Here is a 23,762-nt window from a genome sequence, read left to right on the forward strand (position 1 = left end):
CCCTACTCTGTCCTTATTCCTTCAACTAAGACTTCTATTTTATCAACTGTAAGTCCTGTTAAATTTTCAACATTAAATTTTACTCTATCTATAATATTATTTCCAACCGTAGAAATTCTCACACCATATTCTAAAACAACATGTAGTGTAATATTAATCATTCCATTTTCTGAATTAACCTGAATACCTTTAGATAAATTATCAAGTTTTAAAATTTGTAATAACCCATCTGCCGCATTTTTAGACGCCATACCAACTATCCCGTATGATTCCATAGCAGATATACCCGCTATATGCGCTATAACATTATTTTCTATCACAATATTACCTAAATCAGTATTTATATTTGCAGACATAGAGCACCTCCTATGACACTTTAATTGTCTAATTATCTTTATAATTATACCATTAATTGAAACTTTCTAAAACTCTTAATAGAATATATCTGTAATTTATTAATATTTGTTAACTAATCTTGAATATAAATTTCAATTATTTATTTTTGTAAATTTATAGATGATATAATAGCAAAAGCAAAAAAATAAATATCACATATGTTAATATATTATTGGGAGATAGCCACAATAATATATTTCTTTTTTCAACAGGACTAATCTAATTTAAAATCTGCACTTTAAGCCTATTAGATCTATACAATTATCTTTTCATTTGAAGATTTAGATCATAGTAACTATAGAAATATAAATATTTATAAAATCTTTCATTATAATTCTTATAATTTCTTTCGACTTTTCCATTATTTCTTGGTGTCCTAGATCTTATTATTTGAAATTTTATACCTAATTCACTACATAGCATATTAAATGAATTTATTCTTTTTGCTTCCTTAAAATGAGTAAATTCAAATCCGTTATCTGTTTGTATTATTTCAGGATAATATCCAAAATAACTAATAGCAATTTTTACAAATTCTACAGTTTAATATGAAGACGACTCCTTAATTGGATATATGAATTTTTCACAACTTATATCATCTATTATCATATCTTGGTAAATTTATCAGCAATTCCATCAACATAACATTTTTAGGAAAATATTTAACATCTAATTACCACTTTTTACCAAGCTGTTTAGATGTGTAGGAATATAAGGTTTTTTAGGTGTGTCACAATGCTTAAGGATATATTTTTTCATTATCTTTAAAACATCCAAGCTTTCTTAATCCCCTAAACAAAGAACAAGGATTTCTTTTATATCCTTTCTTAAGCTTTTCATACAGTTTTATCATAGAAATATTAGGATTTCTTTTAGTAAAAAGACCTTATCTATAATATCAATAAAATTTCCTAATAATTATGAACATTAGTATCTTACTTAAGGGTCTATTGGACTTATCTTTAAGAGATTTTTTTCTTCCATCAAGTTTTTTATTCCATCTCATTTAAAGATGTTTAAAACTTTATGTATTCTTAATGCAAAACATAGAGCATATCCACTCCTATAAGATTTAACAACATAATATCTTGTATCTACAGTATGCAGCAAATATCTTTATTTTTTGTATAATTGTATTCATAGGAAGTATACTTTTCTTTAATTTTAGTTAATTTAATTATATAGGATATCTCTCTATTTTTATTTTATTTGGTCTCACATCTATTGTAATAGTATATATTTTTATAGGTTTTTAGCTATATTGATTGTTATTTAAAATTCTAAGAAGTATAATATAATAGTCTAATTTTTAAAAGAGGTGTTTTATGTATAAAATAATGCGAAAAGAGCTTTTAGCTCCTAACATTTACTTAATGGATGTATATGCTCCAAGAGTTGCCGCATCAGCTCAACCTGGACAGTTTATAATAGTCATCACAGATCAATACTCAGAAAGAATTCCACTAACAATATCTGATTACGATATGCAACGTGGAAGTGTTCAAATTGTAGTTCAAGCTTCAGGACCATCTACTCAAAAACTTTGTGCCCTTGAAGAAGGTGCTGTCCTAAAAGATTTCGTTGGACCATTAGGTGTTCCTTCAGAATTTTTAAAAGAAGATTTAGAAGAACTTAAATCTAAAAAATATCTTATGGTAGCTGGTGGTGTTGGTACTGCTCCAGTTTATCCTCAAGCAAAATGGCTACATGAGCATGGTGTTCCAGTTGATGTAATCATAGGTGCTAAGAATGAAGAATTTGTAATTCTTGAAAAAGAACTTGATTCTGTATGTGACAATCTATACATATGTACTGATGATGGTAGCTACGGATTCAAAGGTCTAGTAACAGATAAAATTGTAGACTTAATTGAAAATGAAAATAAAAAGTATGACCAATGTGTTTCTATCGGACCAATGATAATGATGAAATTCGTATGCCTTACAACTAAAAAATATGAACTTCCTACTATTGTTTCATTAAACCCTATTATGGTTGATGGTACAGGTATGTGCGGAGCTTGTAGAGTTGCTGTTGATGGAGTTATGAAATTCGCATGTGTTGAAGGCCCTGAATTTGACGGTCACTTAGTTGATTTCGACTCTGCTATTGCAAGACAAAGACAATTCGCAGATAACACTGAAAACTACCTAGACTTAAAGAAAAAAGACCACGACTGTAATATTGATATAGCTATTGCTAAACAACACAAAGAAATTCTTCACGATTTAGAGAAAAGCTTAAATGGTGAAGGCAATAAATCAATTGATGAAATTGCAAAAAATGAAAAATTTGATAGATTTACAAGAACTCCTATCTCAAATCAAGACCCTGAAATCAGAAGTAAAAACTTTGAAGAAGTTTGTCTTGGATATACAGAAGAAGAAGCTGTAATTGAAGCTAAGAGATGTTTAAACTGTAAAAAACCTCTATGCGTTGGCGGATGTCCTGTATCAATTGATATTCCAGGTTTTATAAAAGAAATTGCAAACCAAAACTTTGAACAATCAGCAAAAGTATTGTCACTTTATACAGCACTACCTGCAGTATGTGGTAGAGTTTGTCCACAAGAAACTCAATGCGAGCAAAGATGTATCCTTACAAATAAAGGTGATGCCGTTGCAATTGGAAAGCTTGAAAGATTTGCAGCTGACTACGCAAGAAATAACAACGTAACTCTTTCTGAAAAGCCAAGATCAAATGGACATAAAGTTGCAATAATTGGTTGTGGCCCTGCTGGTATCTCTTGTGCAGGAGAACTTGCTAAGATGGGATACGACGTAACTATATTCGAAGCCTTGCACCAAAGCGGTGGAGTTCTAGTATATGGCATTCCTGAATTTAGACTTCCTGATGAAATAGTAAAACACGAAGTTGAAAATTTAATCAAAATTGGCGTTAAAATTGAAAACGACATCGTCGTTGGAAGAACTGTGACAATCGATTCATTAATCGATGAAGAAGGTTTTGAGGCAATATTTATAGGCTCAGGAGCCGGACTTCCAAGATTTATGAATATTCCTGGTGAAAATTTAAATGGTGTTTATTCTGCAAATGAATTCTTGACTAGAAATAATCTTATGAGATCTTTTGAAAGTGAATATGATACTCCAGTTGTACTTGGTAAAAAAGTTGCCGTTATAGGTGGCGGTAATGTTGCAATGGATGCTGCAAGAGTTGCAAGAAGACTTGGTGCAGAAGTTGACATTGTATACAGAAGAACTGAAGAAGAACTCCCAGCAAGAGTTGAAGAAGTTCATCACGCAAAAGAAGAAGGAATAAACTTTAAAATGCTAACTGCTCCAGTTGAAATACTTGGAACAGAAAATGGTTGGGTTCGTGGCCTTGTAAATGTTCAAAATGAACTTGGTGAACCAGATGAATCAGGTAGAAGAAAACCTGTAACTATTAAAGGTTCAGAATACGAAACTGAATACCAAACAGTTATCATGGCACTTGGTACAAATCCAAATCCTCTAATAGCTTCTACTACAGATAACTTAGAAACTAGCAAATGGGGCGGAATTGTAGCTAACGAAGATGGTCAAACTTCAAGACCAGAAATTTTTGCCGGTGGAGACGCTGTAACTGGTTCGGCTACAGTTATCCTTGCAATGGGAGCTGGAAAAGATGCTGCAGCGGCAATTGATAAATATATAAGAAATAAAAATAACTAAAGGCTGATCTTACAAAATAGATAATTTTATTCTGCTCATCACTTTTGAGAATACTAAAAAATTTGTTTTAAAAACTATTCCTGATAGGATAACATTAAAAACTAGAGTAATCCCAAAAAGTTGTACCAGAGAGATGAATACAATACAATTTTTATAGATCCTATGTCAAACATTGGGGAGGCTCAATAATTCGAGCCTCTCATCTCATCAAACCAATTATTAAAAGCAGTAATACAAGAACTAAATTCCTTTAAACCGGACTCCTTAGCCCTTCTTATCCACTCACTCAAACATTTACTTGCCATCTTTTTATTAGGCTGAATAAGAACATATTGGTAGAACAACTCTTTTAATTGATAAGCTAACCTTAAATCCTCACTTAACCCAAGCATTAAAGAAACCTCACTAGCCTGCATAGAACTAAGCATAGAAGAAGGCTTTGTAACTAAACTCTTGCTTCTCTTAAAAACACCCTAAGCTTAGAAGAAACATCCCTTTGAATCCTCTTTCTAACATTCTCCAAAGCCCAAGAAACAATGATACCTATCAATAATATGAATCGAACTTCTAAAGAACCTATCCCTAACAGATTTAAAAATATTAGACATATCACTTACAAAAAACTTAACACTCATCCTCTCTATATTAGAAATCCTTTTAATACTAATATCCGTTAAACAATAGATACAATTGTGTGATTTAATGTAGTATAATAATATTATGAAAGATATACAAAAACAAATTCAAGAATTAGAAGTAGAACTCAAAAAAACTAATAACAAAAGAGAATATATAAGGAGGAATAAGAAAATGTACATTATTATTTGAGCAAAAATGTACATTCTTATATTGACATTTACAAAGTTCGGTATAGTTTCTTCCAAACCTCGATAGGTCTTTTACAACAATGCAGTTGACTTTCCCCATTCGTACTTCATCCATCAAGTTTTCAAAGTCCGGTCGTTCAAAGTCCGTTCCCGTCTTTGCAATATCTTTATAGATTCCTGCTAAACTGAAATCCTCACTTTTTTGAATGAAGCTCTCGCAAAGAGCAATTTGATTTTCAATGGAGTCGCTTGGTTTCTCTTTCTTATCCCTTGAGGTTCTTGCATAGATTGCCGTTTGAAAGCTGTTTATACTTTCTTTGTTTATCAGTTGTTCTTCCGACTTCATTCTTCTATTTGCTGTTCTTGCCATCTATACCACCTCCCTGATTTCAGGAGTTTGAGCGGTATAGCTGCTTAACTTATCCAGAATCTCGATCGTTTCATCATAGTTAAACTGAATTTCTATCTTCTTATCTTCCGAAACATAGATTTTATCGACGAGTCGAACGAGAAGTCCTCTTTCTAACGTACCGATGTTTTGATACTTTTTAATGTCTGCAATGAAATTCTGATTACCCAAACTCTTTTTGTAGAGCCTTGCAATTTCTTTGCTCTGCTTTTCTAAAATCAACTCACTTTCTACGATACGATTCGTGTAAAACTCTCTCATATCATAAAATTCTTCTTCCGCAATAATGCCTTCCTTCAGGTCTTGATAAAGGGAAGATTTTAAAAGCTCAAATTTCGCCTTGCTTTTCTTGGTATATTCCTGTCTTTTATCTATTTTTTGAAACAGTTCATAGGATACTTCCATCTCTTTGATTTTCTCTGAAACACTTTCGTATTCCCCAAGATACTGAATATAATGACGAATCATTTCAAGCACTGTCCTTTGCAATTCTTCTTGCTTTATGGAGTGCCTGCTGCAATCCTGCCCCTTATTGTATGAGGAGCAAATATAATATACCGTCGGTGTTTTCCCTCGTTTATCGACTTTCTTTGTCATCTGAGCGTTGCAGTCTTTGCAAAAGAGAAGTCCGGAAAACAAATCCGCTTTTTCTCCGACCGTTTTCGCCTTAATGTCGCATTTCAGAAGTTTTTGAACGATTTCAAAATCATGGGAATCAATAATCGCTTCATGGTTATCTTCAATTTCAATCCAATCGCTTTTATCTTTGGAAACCACTTTATCCAGCTTATAATTGATTTTTTCTCGTTTTCCCTGTTGAAGTGTTCCAATATAGACCTCATTGGTTAAAATGCGATTGACCACAGGCGTATCCCACTTGGCAAACGCCTTTGTGCTGAAGCCTGTCTTATACCTTATTCCCTTTGCCTTTTTATGCTCCATCGGTGAGGGGATTCCATTATCGTCTAAGTGTTTGGCAATCGAGTAGGAACTATATCCTTCCAGTTTCATGGAGAAGATTTTTCGCACCACATCTTCCACTTCTTTATCAATTACTATTTTGTGCTTATCTTCTTCATCTTTCTCATAACCGTAAGGAGCATAGTTTGATATAAACTGTCCTTGTTTTCTCTTTACTTTACAAACACTTCTGACCTTTGCGGAGGTATCCCTGCAATAGTTGTCGTTGATGAAATTCTTGAAAGGAATCACCAGATTCTTTTCCGTTTCACTGGCTGTGAAGCTGTCATAATTGTCATTTAAGGCAATAAACCTGATGTCAAGAGAGGGGAACACTCTTTGCAAATATCTTCCGCTGTCAATATAATCTCTGCCAAAACGGGATAAGTCTTTTACCACAATGCAGTTGATACTGCCTGTGATTACATCCTCCATCATTTCTTTAAATGCCGGTCGTTCAAAATTGATTCCTGAATATCCGTCATCCACATATTCGCCTGCAAGCTCCATCTCCTCGTTTTTATCAATGTAATCTTGGATCTGAAGTTTTTGATTGAAAATACTGTTGCTTTCCGCCTTGAAATCTTTATCGTATTTTTCATCATCCTGAGATAGCCGAAGATACATGGCTACCCGATAGGTATCTGAAATTCTTTTAGACATAACAAAACCTCCAAACTTTCATATTCTTTTTCAAGAGAAATATGATAACTTGGAGTCTTTTCAAGCACTTATTTAAGTTGTATCCCTATTTGATTCGTATTATACCATAAATTCGAAAAAAGTCTTCCTCTTTTATCATATTTTTAATCAAGCAGCATCGCTTTCTTTTCTAAATAGGACAAAAAGCAATCCGCTAAACTTCTTCCGTTTCCTGCATAACTGCATTTGACGATAACATTTCCGACTTTCATAAAATACATGGAAAGCGGATCCATATTCTTCTTGTTCTTTATATCTTCAATGTCCGGAACGAGTCTTTGATCAATCTCATCCACCGACACATTTTTGTATCTTGTCAATTCTTCTGTGTCCATAAAAAACTCCTTTCTTCATTTTAAGTTTTATGACATTGGTAGGTGTCTTGGCTGACAACATAGGAATCTCACCTCCGCCTCTTCTTCCAGACGAGCCGGCATAAACTATTGAAGTATCATTATCACTACTTATTTCAACGAACAGATTGCCACCTCTGTTTTTTATGTATTCTTATTTCTCGCTCGCTTTTTTATATCCTCATATACAATGGTATTCATCCAAACCGAAACGAACTGCGATAAATACTTGTGAAAACATCTCGCTTCAGCAAAAAGGTCATGGCGTAAGTCATAATCCTCCATAAGTAGATAAAGTCCTACCTTGGTCTATTCAGTTGTCAAAGTACAAATACCAGAAAGGGAACTTTCTTTTTATCTTCCAATTCGCCTTAACCGGCATTCTCTTCTTCAAGAAAGTAAAAGAGGTCAAACTCCCCTTCACTTTATATAAGGAAAATTTGACCCCTTTGGTTACCGAAATTCTAAATTTCTTCGATAAATTTCTTCAGCTTCGCTAAGATTTTGTTTCTTTTCTTAATCAAAGCCGGGTGTGTGATACTTTTTAGCCTTGCTACCGAGCGAACGGTTTCATCCTGAAAGTACAACCGCTCTATGATGTCCCTTTCTTCTGCATTGAGCTTTGATATAGCGTTTCTGACGGTTTCAATCATCATCTGTGTTTCCACAATCTTTTCGACATCAACGCTTTCATCAATGATATTCTCTGCAAAATGTCCATCCTGATCTAAGGACGAAAAAAAGAGCAAGTGGTTTTTTCTGTCCACCTGCTCTAAATACTTTTCATGTTCTCTTTCCCGCCAGTAGACTTTGTAAATATCCTCACTGACTTTGACCTTTTGTCCGCCTACATATAGATAATATTCTTTTTTCATTTTGAAGTCCTCCGTTTCTTTTGACTGACTGTTTTTCAGGCAAAAAAAAGGAGGACTTCTACACTTAGGCATACGAAGTCCTCTAAAACAGAAAATTAAAAGTATTTTACTAACTGCACTTGATTGTTTCAGTTTGCATATGAAACAATAATCTGCTATAAAGATTATAAAAAAGGGAAGTTTTTTGTTTTTTTGGTATTTTTAACACTATATGCTTAGATTTCTCCATGTTTATTTCCTCCGTTTCTTTTGACTGACTGTTTTTCAGGCAAAAAAAGGAAGACTTCTACACTTAGGCATACGAAGTCCTCTAAAACAGAAAATTAAAAGTATTTTACTAACTGCACTTGATTGTTTCAGTTTGCATATGAAACAATAATCTGCTATAAAGATTATAAAAAAGGGAAGTTTTTTGTTTTTTTGGTATTTTTAACACTATATGCTTAGATTTCTCCATGTTTATTTCCTCCGTTTTATCTATAATCTAAATAGCCAAAATCTCTATCTCCTTCTTGCATAATTGATTTTTTTAAGTGTCTATTCTATCAAATAATTTGACAATCTCAGCATTCGAAAATCCTAACTCATACAGTTTTTCCAAAAACATTTTTGTTAGCGTGTTCAAATCCTGATTTCTTAACTCAATTATTTTCTGTTCACTTTCAATAACAAAATATCCTTTACTTCCTCGACTAACAATAAAACCCTGCTTCTCAAGAACTTTTAACGCTTTTTGAACTGTTGCAGGATTACATCCCTCCCTCTGTGCTAAAGCTCTTATAGGCGGCATCCGTTGTCCCGGAGCATAATCTCCTCTTAAAATAGTCGCTCTTAACACTGATGCAATTTGTAAATATGGATATATTTTCATTCGTTTTTATTTTTCCTTCCTCGTACAAATTTCCAATATGCAGAGTATGGAATAACTGTAGCGAATAGAAGATAATATTTATTAGCAAACATATCAGGGGTTCCTTTTGCATTGAAATGAACAGGAATTTTCTCTGGAAGAAATATGCAAATAATAAATATTACAAACATCATTCCTATCAGCACTAATACATCTTTCAAAAATCTTTTTTTCATGGCAAATCTCCTTTCTATTTGTCAATAGCTTTCTATTTTCCTAAAATTTATCTAACCACCTTATAACTTCTACAAATGTATCCCTATTAATTGAATAATAGATATAATTTTTATATCTACTGTCGGTAATTAATTTACTCTTTTTTAATAAAGATAGATGATAAGATATAGTTGCTTTTTCTAATTTAAAATGACTTGCTATTTCTCCAGCAGTTAAATTTTTATTAGAAATAATTAATAAAATATCCATTCTAATGGGATTTGATAGGGAATCAAATATTCTAACTAAATCTATCATCTTTTATTCCTGAAATATTGCAAATAAACTTAATATTGAAATAAACACCATTATATCTTTTAATAATTTTTTTCATAGAACATCTCCTCCTTAAACTAAAAATTTAATCTACAAGTTTTTATATAAACGCCACCCGCAATAACGAGCAAAATAAGTGCTACTCCCAATAATGTAGGTACTATAGAAAAATGCAAAAACCAATGGAAAAGAATTGGTATAACTAATGCAGCCATTCCAATAATTGCAGATACAATAACAGGCATACTCTGTTTTACTATCATCATCTCACTTTCCCATTCAAAGTTAGGGAATTTTTTATTCAAAGAAATTCCAATCACTGTTATAAAAATGGAATAACAAATAGGAACAATTATTAAGCTGATAGTTTGAATAATATCCATATCAAGCTTTACCAAAAATATAAACACAGAAATAATATATCCAATTAAATGAAGCGTAAGATTTACTGCAATCTTAGAATTCAAAATCGTTTTTACCCGAATAGGAGAACTTTGCAAAATCCAAACATTTTTACCTTCTAAAGATATGGAAAACGCTGCCGGACAACTAAGTAAAAACATTGAAGCAATACACATTGGAGCAAAATTCGAAAGATATTCATTAATATTTTCGATTCCCGAATATTCTCCTATTTGTTGTAAAGAATTAAAAAGAAGAAATATACTAAAAACACATAAAAGTATTACACCAAGACCTGCATTCAACACTGCCATATATGAGTTTAGAAACCGTCCCATTTCTTTTTTATATAGGGCAAAAAATACTGATTTTCTATTATTCGAATTTTTGTTGTCGGAATATCTTTTTGTTGTTTTAGCAAGAGTATTAAGCAATCCATACTTCAATGAAACCATTTTGGCAAATATATAAAAAAATACTATTGAGAGAACAATAAATAATCCTACTCCAATGTACATTGGAAAATTATAGTATTCCATAAATAGCTTAGATAGTGGGTACAATCCGGTAATTTGCTTAGAAAGCATAATCCCAATACTATTTTCATTACCTGATTTCATAGCTGACACTGCAATATATCCAATTATCCCTATCATTGCAAATGAAAAAATTAAAGCAATAACATTTTTTCTCTTAAAGAAAGATGAAGCAACAACAATAACGATTCCCATACATGCTGCTATACACATAGGTATCAACGGAACAAAAATTATGGAAGTAAAATACAATATAATCTGTAATACATTTAAACTTCCGTTTAACACCCAAACAATTCCTCCCGGAAGCATAAACATCAATCCCATTAAAAAATTCAATAAATACATAAACATAAACTTGCTGCTTATAATATCCGAACTTTTTACAGGCAACGACAAAAGATTTTCCATATCACGACTGCCAAATAAAATCCCATTCGAATAAAATATTGTCAAAAATAATATTGCAAGGCTTGATACCGACACCATATATGCCGGTATCAATTCCTGCTGTCCCACTTGTACCAATGTTTTAGCTGTTATGATGTTATAAAAAAAGAAAAATATGGCAAGAGTTATTATTCCAAAACTTGCAATAACAATTGAACTTTGTTTTTTATTTCCCGGCTCTCTCATTTCGTTGATTGGAAAGAAATTCATTAATTGTGCTTTAATTAGTATCCAAATTTTGCTCATTATCCTGCACCTCCATGAAAAAAGTCTCCAAAGATTTATTCCCTTTGACTTCTTCTGTATTTCCGCTCGCTATTAACTTTCCATTTTTTATAATTGCAATTTTGTTACATAATTTTTCTGCAACATCCAATACATGTGTTGAAAAGAAAATAGCTCCTCCATCTGATACGCATTCGTGCATTATTTTCTTTAGTAGAAAAGTTGCTTTCGGATCAAGTCCAACAAAAGGTTCATCTAAAATTAGTAACTTTGGAGAATGCACCAATGCAGAAATAATCGCCGTTCTTTGCTTCATGCCATGTGAATACGAAGATATCATCCCCGAAAAATGTTTCGTCATTTCAAATAAATCGCCGTATCTCTGAATTCTTTCTCTGCGTATCTCAGTAGAAACTTCAAATAAATCAGCAATAAAATTGATGTACTGAAATCCTGTCAGATGTTCATATAAATCTGGATTATCCGGAATGTATGCCATCATTTTTTTACAAATAACAGGCTCCTCTTTAATGGAATGCCCGTCAATCGTTATACTTCCATTCTCAAAATCATGAATCCCAACTACCGCTTTTATCGTTGTAGTTTTTCCGGCTCCATTTGCACCAATGAATCCATAAATATCTCCAGACTGTACTGAAATGGATAAGTTTTCAACAGCCTTTTTGTTTCCATAGAATTTACTAAGATTCTTTATCTCTAACATAATTTCCGCCTCCATTGACATTTTGTCAGTTATTCTTTGAAATAAAACCGATAACTTGTGTATCAGTAGCTATCGGCAAATTATTCTCCTTGCAAACATTCTATTCTTTTTTTAATTACTAAAGAGCTTTTTCGTATTTAAGCTTTGTTCAAGCATTATCTTAAATGCATTTAAGTAGTTATCAACAGGTTCTTCCTTTAAATATCTTATACTTATGTTATTTGAAACAAAAACATAAGCTGTCATAAGCAACTCTGCTGCTTCTAATGGATATTTTACAGAAAAAACTCTTTCCATTATTCCTTGATTTATAATCTTTTCAAAATATATTGTCAGTTTTTCAACAAGCTTATGGGATAACTTATCTATCATATATTGATTTTCTTTAAGGTCAATTGTTTTTTGTAGCACTGTACCCTCTGCTGAAATATTTTCTGAAGATATAATTGTAACATCTATAAATGATCTGATTTTTTCTATGGCAGTTTTATCTTCATCATAAGCAATAATATAAATATCTTTCAGTAGTCTATCTGAATATTGTTCTACAAGACAATATAAGATATCCTCTTTATTCTTAAAGTGATAATATAACAACCCTCTTGATATATTTACTTTATCAACTATATCCTGAGTTGTTGTATTAGTATATCCTTTCTCCATAAAGAGTATCATTGCAGCATCCATAATCTCTGCACGTCGTATTTCAGGTTCTTTTACATCTCTCATTTTATACCTCCTATTTAAAGGGTATTACACAACTGACAATTTGTCAATTATTTTTTCTCCTTTCTCTTGAATTTTATGGTATAATATATTTACAATTTTAGAGAAATGCTTAATGCTTGCTTGACTTTTGTAGCAATTTTAGAGAAATGCTTAATGCTTGCTTGACTTTTGTAGCAAGCACAGTAAGTGTACGGACACTTACGAAAAAATTGATGAAGCAGCCCTCTGGGAACTGCTTCTTTTTTTATCAATTTTTAGCTTGTTAGGGAGAACCCTAAGACCCCGAAATACATTCAAAGGAGGAACTACCTATGGCAAATAGAATACGAAATGAAAGACTTGAAATTAAACTAACAGAAGAAGAAAAGGCTCTTTTTGAGGAGAAAAGAAAACTTGCAAAGTGTAGAAACATGAGCCATTTTATCCGTAAATGCGTTTTAGAAAAGGAAATTTATCAAGTGGATTTAGAGCCTTTCCGAGATTTACAAGGCTTGCTTTCAAATGCAACAAACAACATCAATCAGATTGCAAAGCGAGTAAATTCGACAGGTGTAATCTATAAGGATGATATAAATGATATGAAAAAACAAATTAAACATTTCTCAAAAGAGCTATGGCAAATTCATTCACTGCTGCTTAACAGGACTTCCGGAGGTGATTAGTTTTTATGGCTATTACAAAAATACATCCAATAAAATCGACTCTTAATCTTGCAATCGAGTACATTGTAAATGGAGATAAGACAGACGAGCGGCTTTTAGTAAGCACTCATAAATGCCACGAAGCAACTGCTCACACTCAGTTTTTAAGGACACGAAATGACGCAGGAACAAAAGGAACCGTTCTTGCAAGACATCTCATTCAATCCTTTTTACCGGGAGAAACAAGTCCTGAAATGGCTCACCATATTGGTATGGAGCTATGTAAAAAGATACTCAAAGACGAGTACGAATTTGTCTTATCTACTCACATAGATAAGGGGCATATTCACAATCACATCATTTGTGCGTCCATAAGGTACGAAGTAAATCCATTTTAGCAAAATGGTAGAATAGTAGTTTTAATATCTAAGGTCAATAACTCACTTAGAGGAGAAATCCAAAGAGGACAATAGCACGTTATTAAAGTCATAAGTTGGATAGATATCATTCCACGACTGAATGGCGAGACCTAAAGCTGATATGAGGATAAAATCTAAACTGATTGAATGCCAGTCCGAGGAACATTTGTGGTGGTCATAACGAAAGATATCTATATACGTTATGTTGAGTGTACCTATGTAGTGAAAATGAATGCATTAGGCAAAACTTTAAACTCAATCCGCTTGTATAAGCATGAAAGGACGAAAAGCATATCCGACAATCAACATTGCTTTTTACTTCGATACTAAATGGAGATTACCTAAGTCAGAAAGCAACAAAATGCTATGGTTTTTAAGAACCTGAATATCTGATATGGTAACGGAGCCTTCGTAGTAATCCGAGAGAGATAACGACTCTTACATGGTAAAGGAAGGCAGTTTATTCATTCAATTCAGAGGAAAGGAAGGTGCGAGAGGCACTATGAGAAATCCCAACAATGTATTGATTAGTTTGAGAAAACATTCAAAAGAAGAAAACTACACTTACAAAAGATTGTATCATAACCTTTACAATACAGACCTGTTCTTGCAAGCATACCAAAATATTTATGCTAACACAGGAAATATGACTAAAGGTGTAGATAATCAAACAATAAGTGCAATGAACTTAGAAAGAATTAACAAAATCATTGATTCACTAAAAGATGAAAGTTACTCACCCACACCAACAAAAAGAGTATATATTCCAAAGAAAAACGGAAAATTAAGACCATTAGGCATACCAAGCATTGACGATAAATTAGTACAGGAAGTATGTAGAATGTTATTAAATTCTATCTATGATGAAAGCTTTGAGGACACATCTCATGGCTTTAGAGATAATAGAAGTTGTCATACCGCTTTAAGACAAATTCAAAATAGATTTGTAAGATGTAAATGGTTCGTTGAAGGAGACATTAAAGGTTTCTTTGACAATATAGACCATAACATTATGATAGACATTCTATCCAAGCGTATTGAAGATGAAAGATTCCTAAGATTAATAAGAAAGTTTCTTAAAGCCGGATACATGGAACAAAACCAATATCACAACACTTACAGTGGAATGCCACAAGGGTCAATAATAAGTCCCATACTTTCAAATATTTACTTGGATAAATTTGACAAGTATATGAAAAGTTACAAGGAAAGCTTTGATAAAGGCAATAAAAGAAAGCAAAACAGGGAATATAAAGCTCTCTATGATAGAAGAAAAAGACTTGAAAATAAGTTAAGCAAGAAAACCAATAAAATTGAAATAGATGATATTAAATCAGAAATTGAAGAAATAAACAAAAGATATTTCAATATACCTTGCTTAAATCCTATGGATGAAAACTTCAAGAGAATACAATATGTTAGATATGCTGATGATTTCATTATTGGCATTATCGGTTCTAAGGCAGATGCTGAAAAGGTAAAACAAGAAATTGGTCAATTTATCAAATCAGAATTAAACCTCGAACTATCTGATGAAAAAACGCTAGTAACAAAATCAACAGATAGAGCCAAGTTCCTAGGTTTTGATATCAGAGTAACTCCTGGAAGTAATCATACAAAAAGGACAAAAACAGGTATAAAAGCAAGAAATTTTGGTGGTCATGTAAGACTTGAATTATCAACTTCAACAATACAAAATAAACTAACAGAGCTTGGAGCATTAAGAATTAAAAATCTAAATGGAAAAGAAGTATGGTTTCCTAAAGAAAGAACAGAGCTAACATCAAGAACAGACTTAAGTATATTAGACCAATATAACGGAGAAATTAGAGGATTCTGTAACTACTACAGACTCGCAAATAATTCTTCAAAGCTCCATAAATTTAGATATATTATGGAATACAGTCTGTATAAAACATTGGCTTGCAAATATAGGACAAAGGTAACGGATATTATAACTAGATACCGCAATGATAAAGATTTTGGTATAAGTTATACAGATAAAAATGGTAACAACAAAACTCGTTTACTTTGGAAAGACAGCTTGGCTAGAAAAGAATTTCCCCAAGATGATAATGCTGATGTGATTCATAAGCAAAAGTTCTATCTTAAGAAACCAACGCTAGGTTTAAGATTAAAAAATAATAAGTGTGAATGGTGTGGGAAAGAAACTAATAATCTAAAAGTGTATCAAGTAAAAAAGCTTAAAGACTTAACTGATGAATATGCTTGGCATGTTTTTATGAAAAGCATTAATAGAAAAACGCTAGTAGTTTGTAATGAATGTTTTGAAAAAATTAACAACTCAAATGAAGAATAAATGGAAAGCCGTATACATCGAGAGGTGTACGTACGGTTTGGGGGCGAGTATCTAAAAACCTACATTAGAAATAATGCAAGGCGTTGGATACTTAGCCTACTTAATAATGTTAATTACAAGACTGGCAAATGCTACCAATCTAATAAAAAATCTTATCATAAAATCAGGTTTCAAAGTGACGAATTATGTAAAGAAAATAAGCTTTCAGTCATTGATGAATATTATGAAGCTTACAAAAGAAAATATAAAACTGCTGGTAAATCTTGGTACGAATATGACCAAAAAAAGAAAGGAAATTCTTGGAAGTCTAAACTGCAATTTGATATAGACAGAATGATTAATAAGTCTAAATCGTGGGAAGAGTTTTTAGAAAATATGAAGAATCTTGATTATGAAATTAAGTTTGGTAAACATATTGCTTTTCGTCATAAAGATAAGCAAAGATTTACAAGATCGAAGACTATAGGAGAAGATTATACTGAAGATAAAATTAAAGAAAGAATAGATTTAGCTATTATGAACAAAGCTAATCCTATTAAAAAAAGAGTAGGAAATGTCATTGATATATCTACTAATACAAAGGCTAAGTCCTCTAAAGGTTATGAAGTTTGGGCAAGAAAACACAATATCAAAACAATGGCTGATTCAATAATAAAGTTAAGAGAGCAAGGCATTAATTCAATTACCCAACTCGATGATCTAATCAAAAAATCTGCTGATGATAGACAAGACTTGTTAGATAAAATAAAGAAAATTGAAACTGAGATGAAAAGTTTATCCCAAGATATGGAAAATATAAATACTATAAATAAATATCGTGAAATCTATAAATACCACAAGAAAAATCCTGATGATAAACAATTTGCAGAGGAGTATTATAGTGAACTTTCTGTCTATAAAATAGCAGCTAAAGAAATTTTAGAAAATTATAAAAAGCTACCCAATACAAAAGAAATACTATCAAGCCTCGATAAATTGCAAGAAAAAAAGAACACCCTTATTCAAGAGTATTCTTTGAATAAAGAACAATTTTCTGACCTTGTTCAGTATAGGAAAAACTATGAAAATTATTATGGAAAGGAAGTAGAGAGGTAAAAAGCTATAAGCAGATAAACTTATAGCTTTGGTCCACAATAATTCCCCTATATTAGTAATCCTATTGCACGAGTGCTGTTACTTTCGGTATTATATTCTGCTTAGTTAGAACTTACTGATTCTAACAATAAACCTTGAACAATAACTACTAAACTTTCCTGATTATTTTTTGCTTTTTGATAATCAAAATATAATCTATCATTATCTACAATATTTTCTATGGCATTTCTTTTATTTATGAAATAAAGATCTCTATATTAAATAAACTATAAAAAATGGTGCTTTAAGTAAAATATATATTAATGGCTGAGAGATAATTTGCCTTCTTTTAAAATATAAACATTTTTTACATATTTAGTAAATTCAATATTATGTGTAACTATAACTATTGTTTTTCCAAAATTATCATTTAAATATTTTAGCATTCTAATTATCTGTTCTGTATTTGCACTATCTAAATTACCAGTAGGCTCATCAGCAAAAATGATGTCTGGATCATTCATTAATGATCTAATTATAGCTACTCTTTGTAGTTCTCCACCGGAAATTTCATAAGAGTATTTATTATAAATATTATATAACCCAAATTCTTCTAAATATTTTAAAGCTTTCTTTTTAGATTCCTCTGGAGATTTCTTAGCTATAAGGCTTGGTAGTATGATATTATCCAATATGGTAATTGACGGTAATATTTTAAAATCCTGAAAAACATATCCTATTTTATTTTTTCTAAGTTTTGCAACTTCAGAAAAAGTTATTTTTCTGATACTTTTTCCGAAAAATAATACTTCTCCTGAATCTATATTATTATCAATTAGCCCAATTATCTTTAGAAGAGTGCTTTTCCCGCTACCTGATGGTCCCATAATAGCTATAAAGTCTTTGTCATATATGTCTAGGTTTAAATTATCTAATACCTTTTGACAATAAATTCCCTTTTCTCCTTGACCATATGATTTACATAAATTTTCAACTTTAATAATTTCATTCATTTAATCATTCACCTCAATACGCTTTAACTTCAATTTTTTTGTAAGATTTTTTGAAATTTTCAAATAGACAATTATTTCAAATGATATAAACAACATTAATATAATTCCAAAACCACAAACTCCAAACTTTGTAAGTTCTAAGAAACTTGCAAGTGATTTTTCCGTTTCAATATCAATGTAAAAAGGAAAAATAGCAATCAATGGAACTACTAAATAAGTAATTATTGCCGGTTTGAAATATATTAAAAATATTTCTTTGCGTAACAACCTATATCGACTACCACCCATTCCAAGTAAATCTAATAATTGATATTTTTCTAAAATAAAATTAAAATCGTTTCTAATTTTTATCTTATATAAATATAAAATAAATCCTTTTATTGCAATTACTATTAAAGCAACTGTGATAACCATTAACTTTTGAGAACTTTTCAATAAATTTACTATTACATCTTTATAATATACAGATATTTTATCATTTTTCTTGGCTATGTCATTTATTTCATTGTTTAATGTTCTCCCATAATTGGCATTATATCTAATCAATTCTGAATAATGAATGTCATCTACATTTTCTGGAGTCAATTCTTTGAAGTCTTCATCTGACAATATTACCCAATCGTTCCATTCAACTAATCCTCTAAACACATATCTACCATCTAAGGAATTTATTAATATGTCTTTATTTTTTTCGCCACTACTTATATGAAAATTCTGTTTTTCTCCCTCATAAACAATCCAATTGTCATTATTTAATGTTGTTTCAATCAATTTCCCATGTCCATTATTTAAATGTAATTTTTCATCAAGTATCTTATTATAAAAAGATTCAGAGGTTACATTATATTCAGTAATACCTAGTTGTACTGTGTAAGATGGAAATATTACTGATTTTTCTACTTTATTTGCGTCTATATTCAAATCTTTTAAATCTTCTATCTTATCACCAACAACTAAAGCGTCATAAATATATGGTTTTTCTATATCTTTATCTAAAACACTGCCCCAGTAGGAAAGTAAAAATATGCTAAATACATACATCAGTATAAAGGCACTTATGGTATTTGAATTTACTACAATCTTATTTAATTTTCTATGTCTATTAAAACTACTATCTAAGGCGATACTTTCTATAACTTTATTATTTTTACGAAGTTTCACCGGATAACTAAATATGGCTGTATTCATTAAAATTGTATAGCCTAAAATGAAAGAAAATAAATAAAACACAATTCCTATACTAAAAGGAATCACTCTTAGAGAATATAAGGTTGCAAAAATAAAGCTGATTATTATCAGTAAAATAGCAAATATTTTATCTTTTTTATAATTTTTATTATAATCTTTCTTATCTACTTTACTCTCTACATAAAGTCTATCTCCTTCATTTAAAAGTATATAAGCGCTATTATATATAGATAAAAGTAAAATAATAACTCCCAATATTATAATAGTGCTTATATATATTGAAAAATCTATCTTGATTGGAAAGGAATTTATATCAAACATTGAATTTATTGCTATATAAAGTATTTTAGTAGAAAAATAAAGAAATAATGTACCTAACAGAACACTTAAAATATAAACAATGATTCCAAATGTTAAATTTAAGGCTATTATTTCTGATCTATCTGCTCCAAAAAGTTTATAAAGATAAAATAAATCTCCTCTACTCTTCACAAAATTAAAATATGTATATAAAAAATATCCTATAAATATAATTTTTATAAACTTTATTATTGTCTTATAAGTATAATATTCCATCAGAAATGCACCATATTTATTGAAAGAGTAAAATATTGATTGCAAAACCATCGGTAAAATATTAAAGATCATTACTGTTAAAGCTCCTATAAATAGGACTGATATACAATCTTTTTTCTTTATGTTTGTTCGTAAAAATAATTTTGTTAAATACATATAAACCTCTATTAAATTAATACTTAGATTTTCCACTACATGAACTGCTACATGTATACATACAATCAGATTTACAGGACCATGAACATTCTTCTGAGCAATGTCCAATACAATTGTATCTACATCCATCTTTACAAGTTAATCCGCAAGTAAAAATTGAGAAATTCTCATTGTTTTTATACTTAAATAAATTATCACTTTATCGCCTTTAAAAGTCAAGTCCATAATATTATAGACATATTAAGATTTAATTTCAGCTAACTTTTGTGTATTAACATCTATGATAATGATATAATGTAATTATACAGTCTATGAAAATATAGCAAAAAAATAAAGGCAGTCCGAAGACTGCCGATATTTATCTCTCTGTACCTTTGCTATGGTCTTTCTTATTTGCCTTAGCTTTATCATCTGTCTTAAAGCTTTTTATTTGCCCTAATATGGACTTTTTATCTTTATCTTGACTCTTTACTTGTTCTTTTGCTTTTAAGAGCTTAGAAGACAAAATACGGACATTCTTATATTCCTTCCCGTTGTTATCGATACTTGTTTTTACTTGTCCGAAGATTTTAATAAAATCCCCTTGTTTAAGATTTTCTAAATCTTTTGTCTAATCTCCATAGGCTGAACAATTGGTATAAATTTTATTCCCATCGTCATCCTTTAAAACGATTGAAAAATTACTAACTTTAAACTTTTCTATAGTATACTATTTTACTTCAACGTTGATTCAATTTTAAATATCTTCTTTGTTTAATTTAAAATGTATATAAAAGGATAATTTCTTATACCTCTTCTATATAAAAATCTTCTAGTAATTCATATTTTGATTTTCTTACTTCACTCTTTTTATACACATATTTTGCTATGTTATCAGGATCGTTAAATAATTTTTTTCTATTTATACCTAATAAATCTAAATCTTTTACAATTTCTTTTTTATTTTCAATTTCTATAGAAATATCAGGAATTATTTTCTGTATATAGTCTCTCTTTTCTTGTCTATTCAAAATATTAAGTGGTGAATATAAAATATTTTGATAAATAAATCTACCAGATTGTAATGTCATTCTATCAAAATTAATATTAGGGTAATATAATATCATTGGAAAATCAGGTACTTCATAAATATTATTACTATACTTTTGAATTAACAAATATATAAAAGTTGTTAGATATATCATTACATAATCTTCTAATTTCTGTACTTTTAGTTCAAATGAATAATTTGTTAATTTTGATAATTGAATAAAAATATCCCTCCACATATTCAGCTCTTCATTTTTATCATTAAGAAATACTTGAAGTAGCCTTTGATTTAATTCATTTGGTCTATCCATAATGTATCCTTCTTTAATCCCCTTATCATACCAATCTACAGATTTTATTATTTCAGACGTATATACATTGTGTTTACTTTTTTTTAATAAAACTTTGATCATATTTAAATTATTAGATAATGAAATTATGAATCCTTTTCTATTATTCTTATAAAATTCTAATAATTTATTATAAAACATAACTTTTGATTCATTTTGTTCGATTAAATCATTATAAAAGTATTGTATTTTTCTTCCTGAAATTTCATCACTAAATTTTATAAAATTATTTTTCTTAAATATATGAATATATCCTGTGTTTTCAAAGTTATCACAACACGAAAAGTATAACGCAACTAAAGCTGACCTTGTAATATCTATTAAATTTGTAAGCAACCCATGGTGTTGCGAATAAGATATGAAATTTGACTTTTCAATATCACTTAATTGCGCACTAACTTCATAGAAATATTCATCTATCATCTCATCAATTATAAATCTATCTGAATCGTTAAAATTATCTCTATAACATGATGCCGCAATATTTATATACTTCCTCGATTCCCCCTAAAATATGCATCCAATAAATTTTTTTCTTTAAGAATTTTAATATAATCATATAAACTGCGAGCTCTTAATACTTCCATACTACCTCCTTATTGTTAAAAATTTTTTATCTACATAGGCTGAACAATTAACATACAATTTTTTACTTTTAAATACTATAATCAAAAAGTAAAAAAGAAATAAAATAATTTCACTTCTCTAATACTTAATATTTTCTTGTCTACAATTTGCCAGACAGCGTCCGTTAAATTACATCTCATTAATTCTATTTGAAATAATTCTCACTACACCAAGAACCTTATCAAACTTCAGATCTCCAATGTACTTATTTTCACTGAGATATACTTCCCACAAGGATCTTAGGTATGAATCTTCTTTTATGTCCTCGATTATTTCCTCATAGTCTTGCATTATCTCATGACTTCCTCTTTTGTCGGAAGTTCTTTCTATTGCTTCTTTTAAAATTTTATAATTTATCTCATCTTTTTTTAGTTTGTAGAGGGTGTATAGATCGTAAAAGTCTCTCATTCGTGTTGTTGTTATATTTCTTCTGATTATGGTTTCGTATTTTTCAGCTACAATTGTTTCTACCGGATATGCCATTATTTTTATAGATTCTTTGCTAAAAATACATGGATAGGTGTATTCTATTTCTCTTGGTGTTATTGCATCTCCTGTTGTTAGGTCTAGTTTCATAGGGTTTTTGGTTTTTCCAACATTTGCTATTAATGAAATTCTAAAGTTCTCGTACTCATCCTCTTCTCTAATATAGGAGATGTTTTTTATTTCAAATTTTATTCCATCATCGACATCTATATTTGTAATTTCTTCTACGATTTCTTTTATTTTCTCTTCTTTTAGAGCTATGCCTTTTATGGTTGTGTCCATGTCCATAGTTGTTCTATTTTCAATCCCGATTAAAGATGATATAAGGAATCCTCCCTTTATTACAAAATTATTTTTGTACTTTGATTTAGATAGCCTTTCTAAAAATCTTTCAAAAAAATATATTTGCAGAACTTCTTGCGACTTTAGATTTTTCTTCTCTGCTAGACTTCTTATCTTGCCCTTTATACTCTCGATATTAATCACTATAATACCTCCATGTATTTTCTAATTTCATCTTCTATTTTAAATAATCTACCGTATTTTATTAATCGTCTTAGGTTTTTATTTTGTGATTTAAAGTATCTTTTTATTGCTTCTGTGAAAATTTGCTTATCTATTCTTTCTCTGTCGATTATGATATCGCATATTGTTCTTTCAATATCGTAAACTGGGATAAGATTGCCTTGTGGTGATTTTATTTCTGTCTTTCCTATTTTGTATAGGTCTTTTTTTACATAGTGAACTTGTAGATCTTCATATCGCTTTTTTATATGGCTTGCATTGTATCCTTGGGGTACAGATATATGAAATACATTTGGAGTCCTATCGGATAGGTCGTGGAGGTAGAGGGCTGTTTGATGGGAAAATATAATTCGATTACTATTAGATGATATTAGAATAAAATCATCTATTACTTTTCCTTTTAATTGATATAGTCCTGGTCTTAATCTTTCTAATTGTCCGCTTTTTGTTAATTCTGATAAATTATGCCTAGTATATCCAAGTTCTTCTGCTTCTTTGTTGGTGATTACTAAATTTTCTTGGATATATTCTTTAAGTGTATTCATAGTCCGCCTCCTCTCGTTTACGCTTTTATTATATGTTATAAAAGCGAATATGTAAAGTTGGCTTGTAAGTTTTCTATTTTTGAAAAAGGATGTAACGAATCCTTACTCCCTTTCTAAAATTATTCTTTCTTAACTCAATATTACTA

General features: G+C 30.3%; 21 protein-coding genes and 3 pseudogenes. 5 read left to right on the plus strand and 19 right to left on the minus strand.

Annotated features, from left to right (window positions below; genetic code table 11):
- Positions 1-2: 2 nt before the first annotated feature.
- The gene (locus DYE58_RS10320) at positions 3-356 is read right to left on the minus strand and encodes an Asp23/Gls24 family envelope stress response protein (protein WP_004822875.1); all 354 of its coding nucleotides are present in this window, start codon (positions 354-356) and stop codon (positions 3-5) included.
- A gap of 1,365 nt (positions 357-1,721) precedes the next feature.
- Between DYE58_RS10320 and DYE58_RS10330 the strand changes: the two genes are divergently transcribed.
- Positions 1,722-4,073, plus strand: coding sequence for a bifunctional dihydroorotate dehydrogenase B NAD binding subunit/NADPH-dependent glutamate synthase (locus DYE58_RS10330; protein ID WP_004822881.1), 2,352 nt, complete (start codon positions 1,722-1,724; stop codon positions 4,071-4,073).
- 182 nt (positions 4,074-4,255) lie between these two features.
- Here DYE58_RS10330 and DYE58_RS10335 read toward each other — a convergent pair whose 3' ends face one another.
- The 12 genes from DYE58_RS10335 to DYE58_RS10385 form a co-directional block, all read right to left on the minus strand.
- Positions 4,256-4,489: a transposase gene (locus DYE58_RS10335; protein ID WP_156792645.1), complete on the minus strand. Its 234-nt coding sequence runs from the start codon at positions 4,487-4,489 to the stop codon at positions 4,256-4,258.
- A gap of 29 nt (positions 4,490-4,518) precedes the next feature.
- Positions 4,519-4,686, minus strand: a complete 168-nt coding sequence (locus DYE58_RS11085; RefSeq protein ID WP_172463333.1) for a hypothetical protein — start codon at positions 4,684-4,686, stop codon at positions 4,519-4,521.
- 137 nt (positions 4,687-4,823) lie between these two features.
- Positions 4,824-5,270 carry a recombinase family protein gene (locus tag DYE58_RS10340; RefSeq protein WP_245946093.1) on the minus strand — a complete coding sequence of 149 codons (447 nt, stop codon included), beginning with the start codon at positions 5,268-5,270 and terminating at the stop codon, positions 4,824-4,826.
- Complete coding sequence (locus tag DYE58_RS10345; RefSeq protein WP_004822888.1) at positions 5,271-6,932, minus strand: recombinase family protein; 1,662 nt, start codon at positions 6,930-6,932, stop codon at positions 5,271-5,273.
- 143 nt (positions 6,933-7,075) lie between these two features.
- A complete protein-coding gene (locus DYE58_RS10350) occupies positions 7,076-7,306 on the minus strand; it encodes a DUF6870 family protein (RefSeq protein WP_004822890.1) in 231 nt (76 codons plus the stop codon).
- A 482-nt stretch (positions 7,307-7,788) separates the two neighbouring features.
- Entirely contained in the window at positions 7,789-8,199 is a 411-nt protein-coding gene (locus DYE58_RS10355) for an RNA polymerase sigma factor (RefSeq protein ID WP_040553060.1), read from the minus strand.
- Positions 8,200-8,728: 529 nt separating this feature from the next.
- Entirely contained in the window at positions 8,729-9,070 is a 342-nt protein-coding gene (locus DYE58_RS10360) for a GntR family transcriptional regulator (RefSeq protein WP_004822894.1), read from the minus strand.
- Positions 9,067-9,285, minus strand: coding sequence for a DUF1648 domain-containing protein (locus DYE58_RS10365; protein ID WP_002838519.1), 219 nt, complete (start codon positions 9,283-9,285; stop codon positions 9,067-9,069). Before DYE58_RS10365 ends, DYE58_RS10360 begins: the two co-directional genes overlap by 4 nt.
- A 40-nt stretch (positions 9,286-9,325) precedes the next feature.
- The gene (locus DYE58_RS10370) at positions 9,326-9,583 is read right to left on the minus strand and encodes a metalloregulator ArsR/SmtB family transcription factor (protein WP_023056444.1); all 258 of its coding nucleotides are present in this window, start codon (positions 9,581-9,583) and stop codon (positions 9,326-9,328) included.
- Between the two features lie 95 nt (positions 9,584-9,678).
- Positions 9,679-11,235, minus strand: a complete 1,557-nt coding sequence (locus DYE58_RS10375) for a hypothetical protein (RefSeq protein WP_004823281.1) — start codon at positions 11,233-11,235, stop codon at positions 9,679-9,681.
- On the minus strand, positions 11,210-11,938 hold the full coding sequence (locus tag DYE58_RS10380) for an ABC transporter ATP-binding protein (protein ID WP_023056447.1): 729 nt from the start codon (positions 11,936-11,938) through the stop codon (positions 11,210-11,212). Before DYE58_RS10380 ends, DYE58_RS10375 begins: the two co-directional genes overlap by 26 nt.
- 111 nt (positions 11,939-12,049) lie before the next feature.
- Complete coding sequence (locus DYE58_RS10385) at positions 12,050-12,667, minus strand: TetR/AcrR family transcriptional regulator (RefSeq protein ID WP_004823277.1); 618 nt, start codon at positions 12,665-12,667, stop codon at positions 12,050-12,052.
- A 311-nt stretch (positions 12,668-12,978) separates the two neighbouring features.
- Between DYE58_RS10385 and DYE58_RS10390 the strand changes: the two genes are divergently transcribed.
- From DYE58_RS10390 to DYE58_RS10405, 4 genes and pseudogenes are all read left to right on the plus strand, one after another.
- On the plus strand, positions 12,979-13,329 hold the full coding sequence (locus DYE58_RS10390; RefSeq protein WP_115312290.1) for a plasmid mobilization protein: 351 nt from the start codon (positions 12,979-12,981) through the stop codon (positions 13,327-13,329).
- A gap of 5 nt (positions 13,330-13,334) precedes the next feature.
- Positions 13,335-13,691 (plus strand): annotated as a pseudogene (locus DYE58_RS10395) (relaxase/mobilization nuclease domain-containing protein); the annotation flags it as partial.
- A 478-nt stretch (positions 13,692-14,169) separates the two neighbouring features.
- Positions 14,170-16,047 carry a group II intron reverse transcriptase/maturase gene (ltrA, locus tag DYE58_RS10400; RefSeq protein ID WP_115312291.1) on the plus strand — a complete coding sequence of 626 codons (1,878 nt, stop codon included), beginning with the start codon at positions 14,170-14,172 and terminating at the stop codon, positions 16,045-16,047.
- A 96-nt stretch (positions 16,048-16,143) separates the two neighbouring features.
- A pseudogene (locus DYE58_RS10405) lies at positions 16,144-17,142 on the plus strand (relaxase family protein); the annotation flags it as partial.
- Between the two features lie 299 nt (positions 17,143-17,441).
- Here DYE58_RS10405 and DYE58_RS10410 read toward each other — a convergent pair.
- From DYE58_RS10410 to DYE58_RS10440, 6 genes and pseudogenes are all read right to left on the minus strand, one after another.
- Positions 17,442-18,134, minus strand: a complete 693-nt coding sequence (locus DYE58_RS10410; protein ID WP_115312293.1) for an ABC transporter ATP-binding protein — start codon at positions 18,132-18,134, stop codon at positions 17,442-17,444.
- The gene (locus DYE58_RS10415; RefSeq protein WP_147285881.1) at positions 18,135-20,183 is read right to left on the minus strand and encodes an FtsX-like permease family protein; all 2,049 of its coding nucleotides are present in this window, start codon (positions 20,181-20,183) and stop codon (positions 18,135-18,137) included. It lies immediately after the preceding gene.
- Between the two features lie 229 nt (positions 20,184-20,412).
- Positions 20,413-20,754, minus strand: a pseudogene (locus DYE58_RS10420) (hypothetical protein); the annotation flags it as partial.
- 85 nt (positions 20,755-20,839) lie between these two features.
- On the minus strand, positions 20,840-21,922 hold the full coding sequence (locus DYE58_RS11435) for an FRG domain-containing protein (RefSeq protein WP_342769546.1): 1,083 nt from the start codon (positions 21,920-21,922) through the stop codon (positions 20,840-20,842).
- A gap of 267 nt (positions 21,923-22,189) precedes the next feature.
- On the minus strand, positions 22,190-23,032 hold the full coding sequence (locus DYE58_RS10435) for a nucleotidyl transferase AbiEii/AbiGii toxin family protein (protein ID WP_004822255.1): 843 nt from the start codon (positions 23,030-23,032) through the stop codon (positions 22,190-22,192).
- Positions 23,032-23,616: a type IV toxin-antitoxin system AbiEi family antitoxin domain-containing protein gene (locus tag DYE58_RS10440; protein WP_004822258.1), complete on the minus strand. Its 585-nt coding sequence runs from the start codon at positions 23,614-23,616 to the stop codon at positions 23,032-23,034. Before DYE58_RS10440 ends, DYE58_RS10435 begins: the two co-directional genes overlap by 1 nt.
- Between the last annotated feature and the right edge of the window lie 146 nt (positions 23,617-23,762).

The organism is Peptoniphilus indolicus, from assembly GCF_900454665.1.
Classification (GTDB): Bacteria; Bacillota; Clostridia; order Tissierellales; family Peptoniphilaceae; genus Peptoniphilus; species Peptoniphilus indolicus.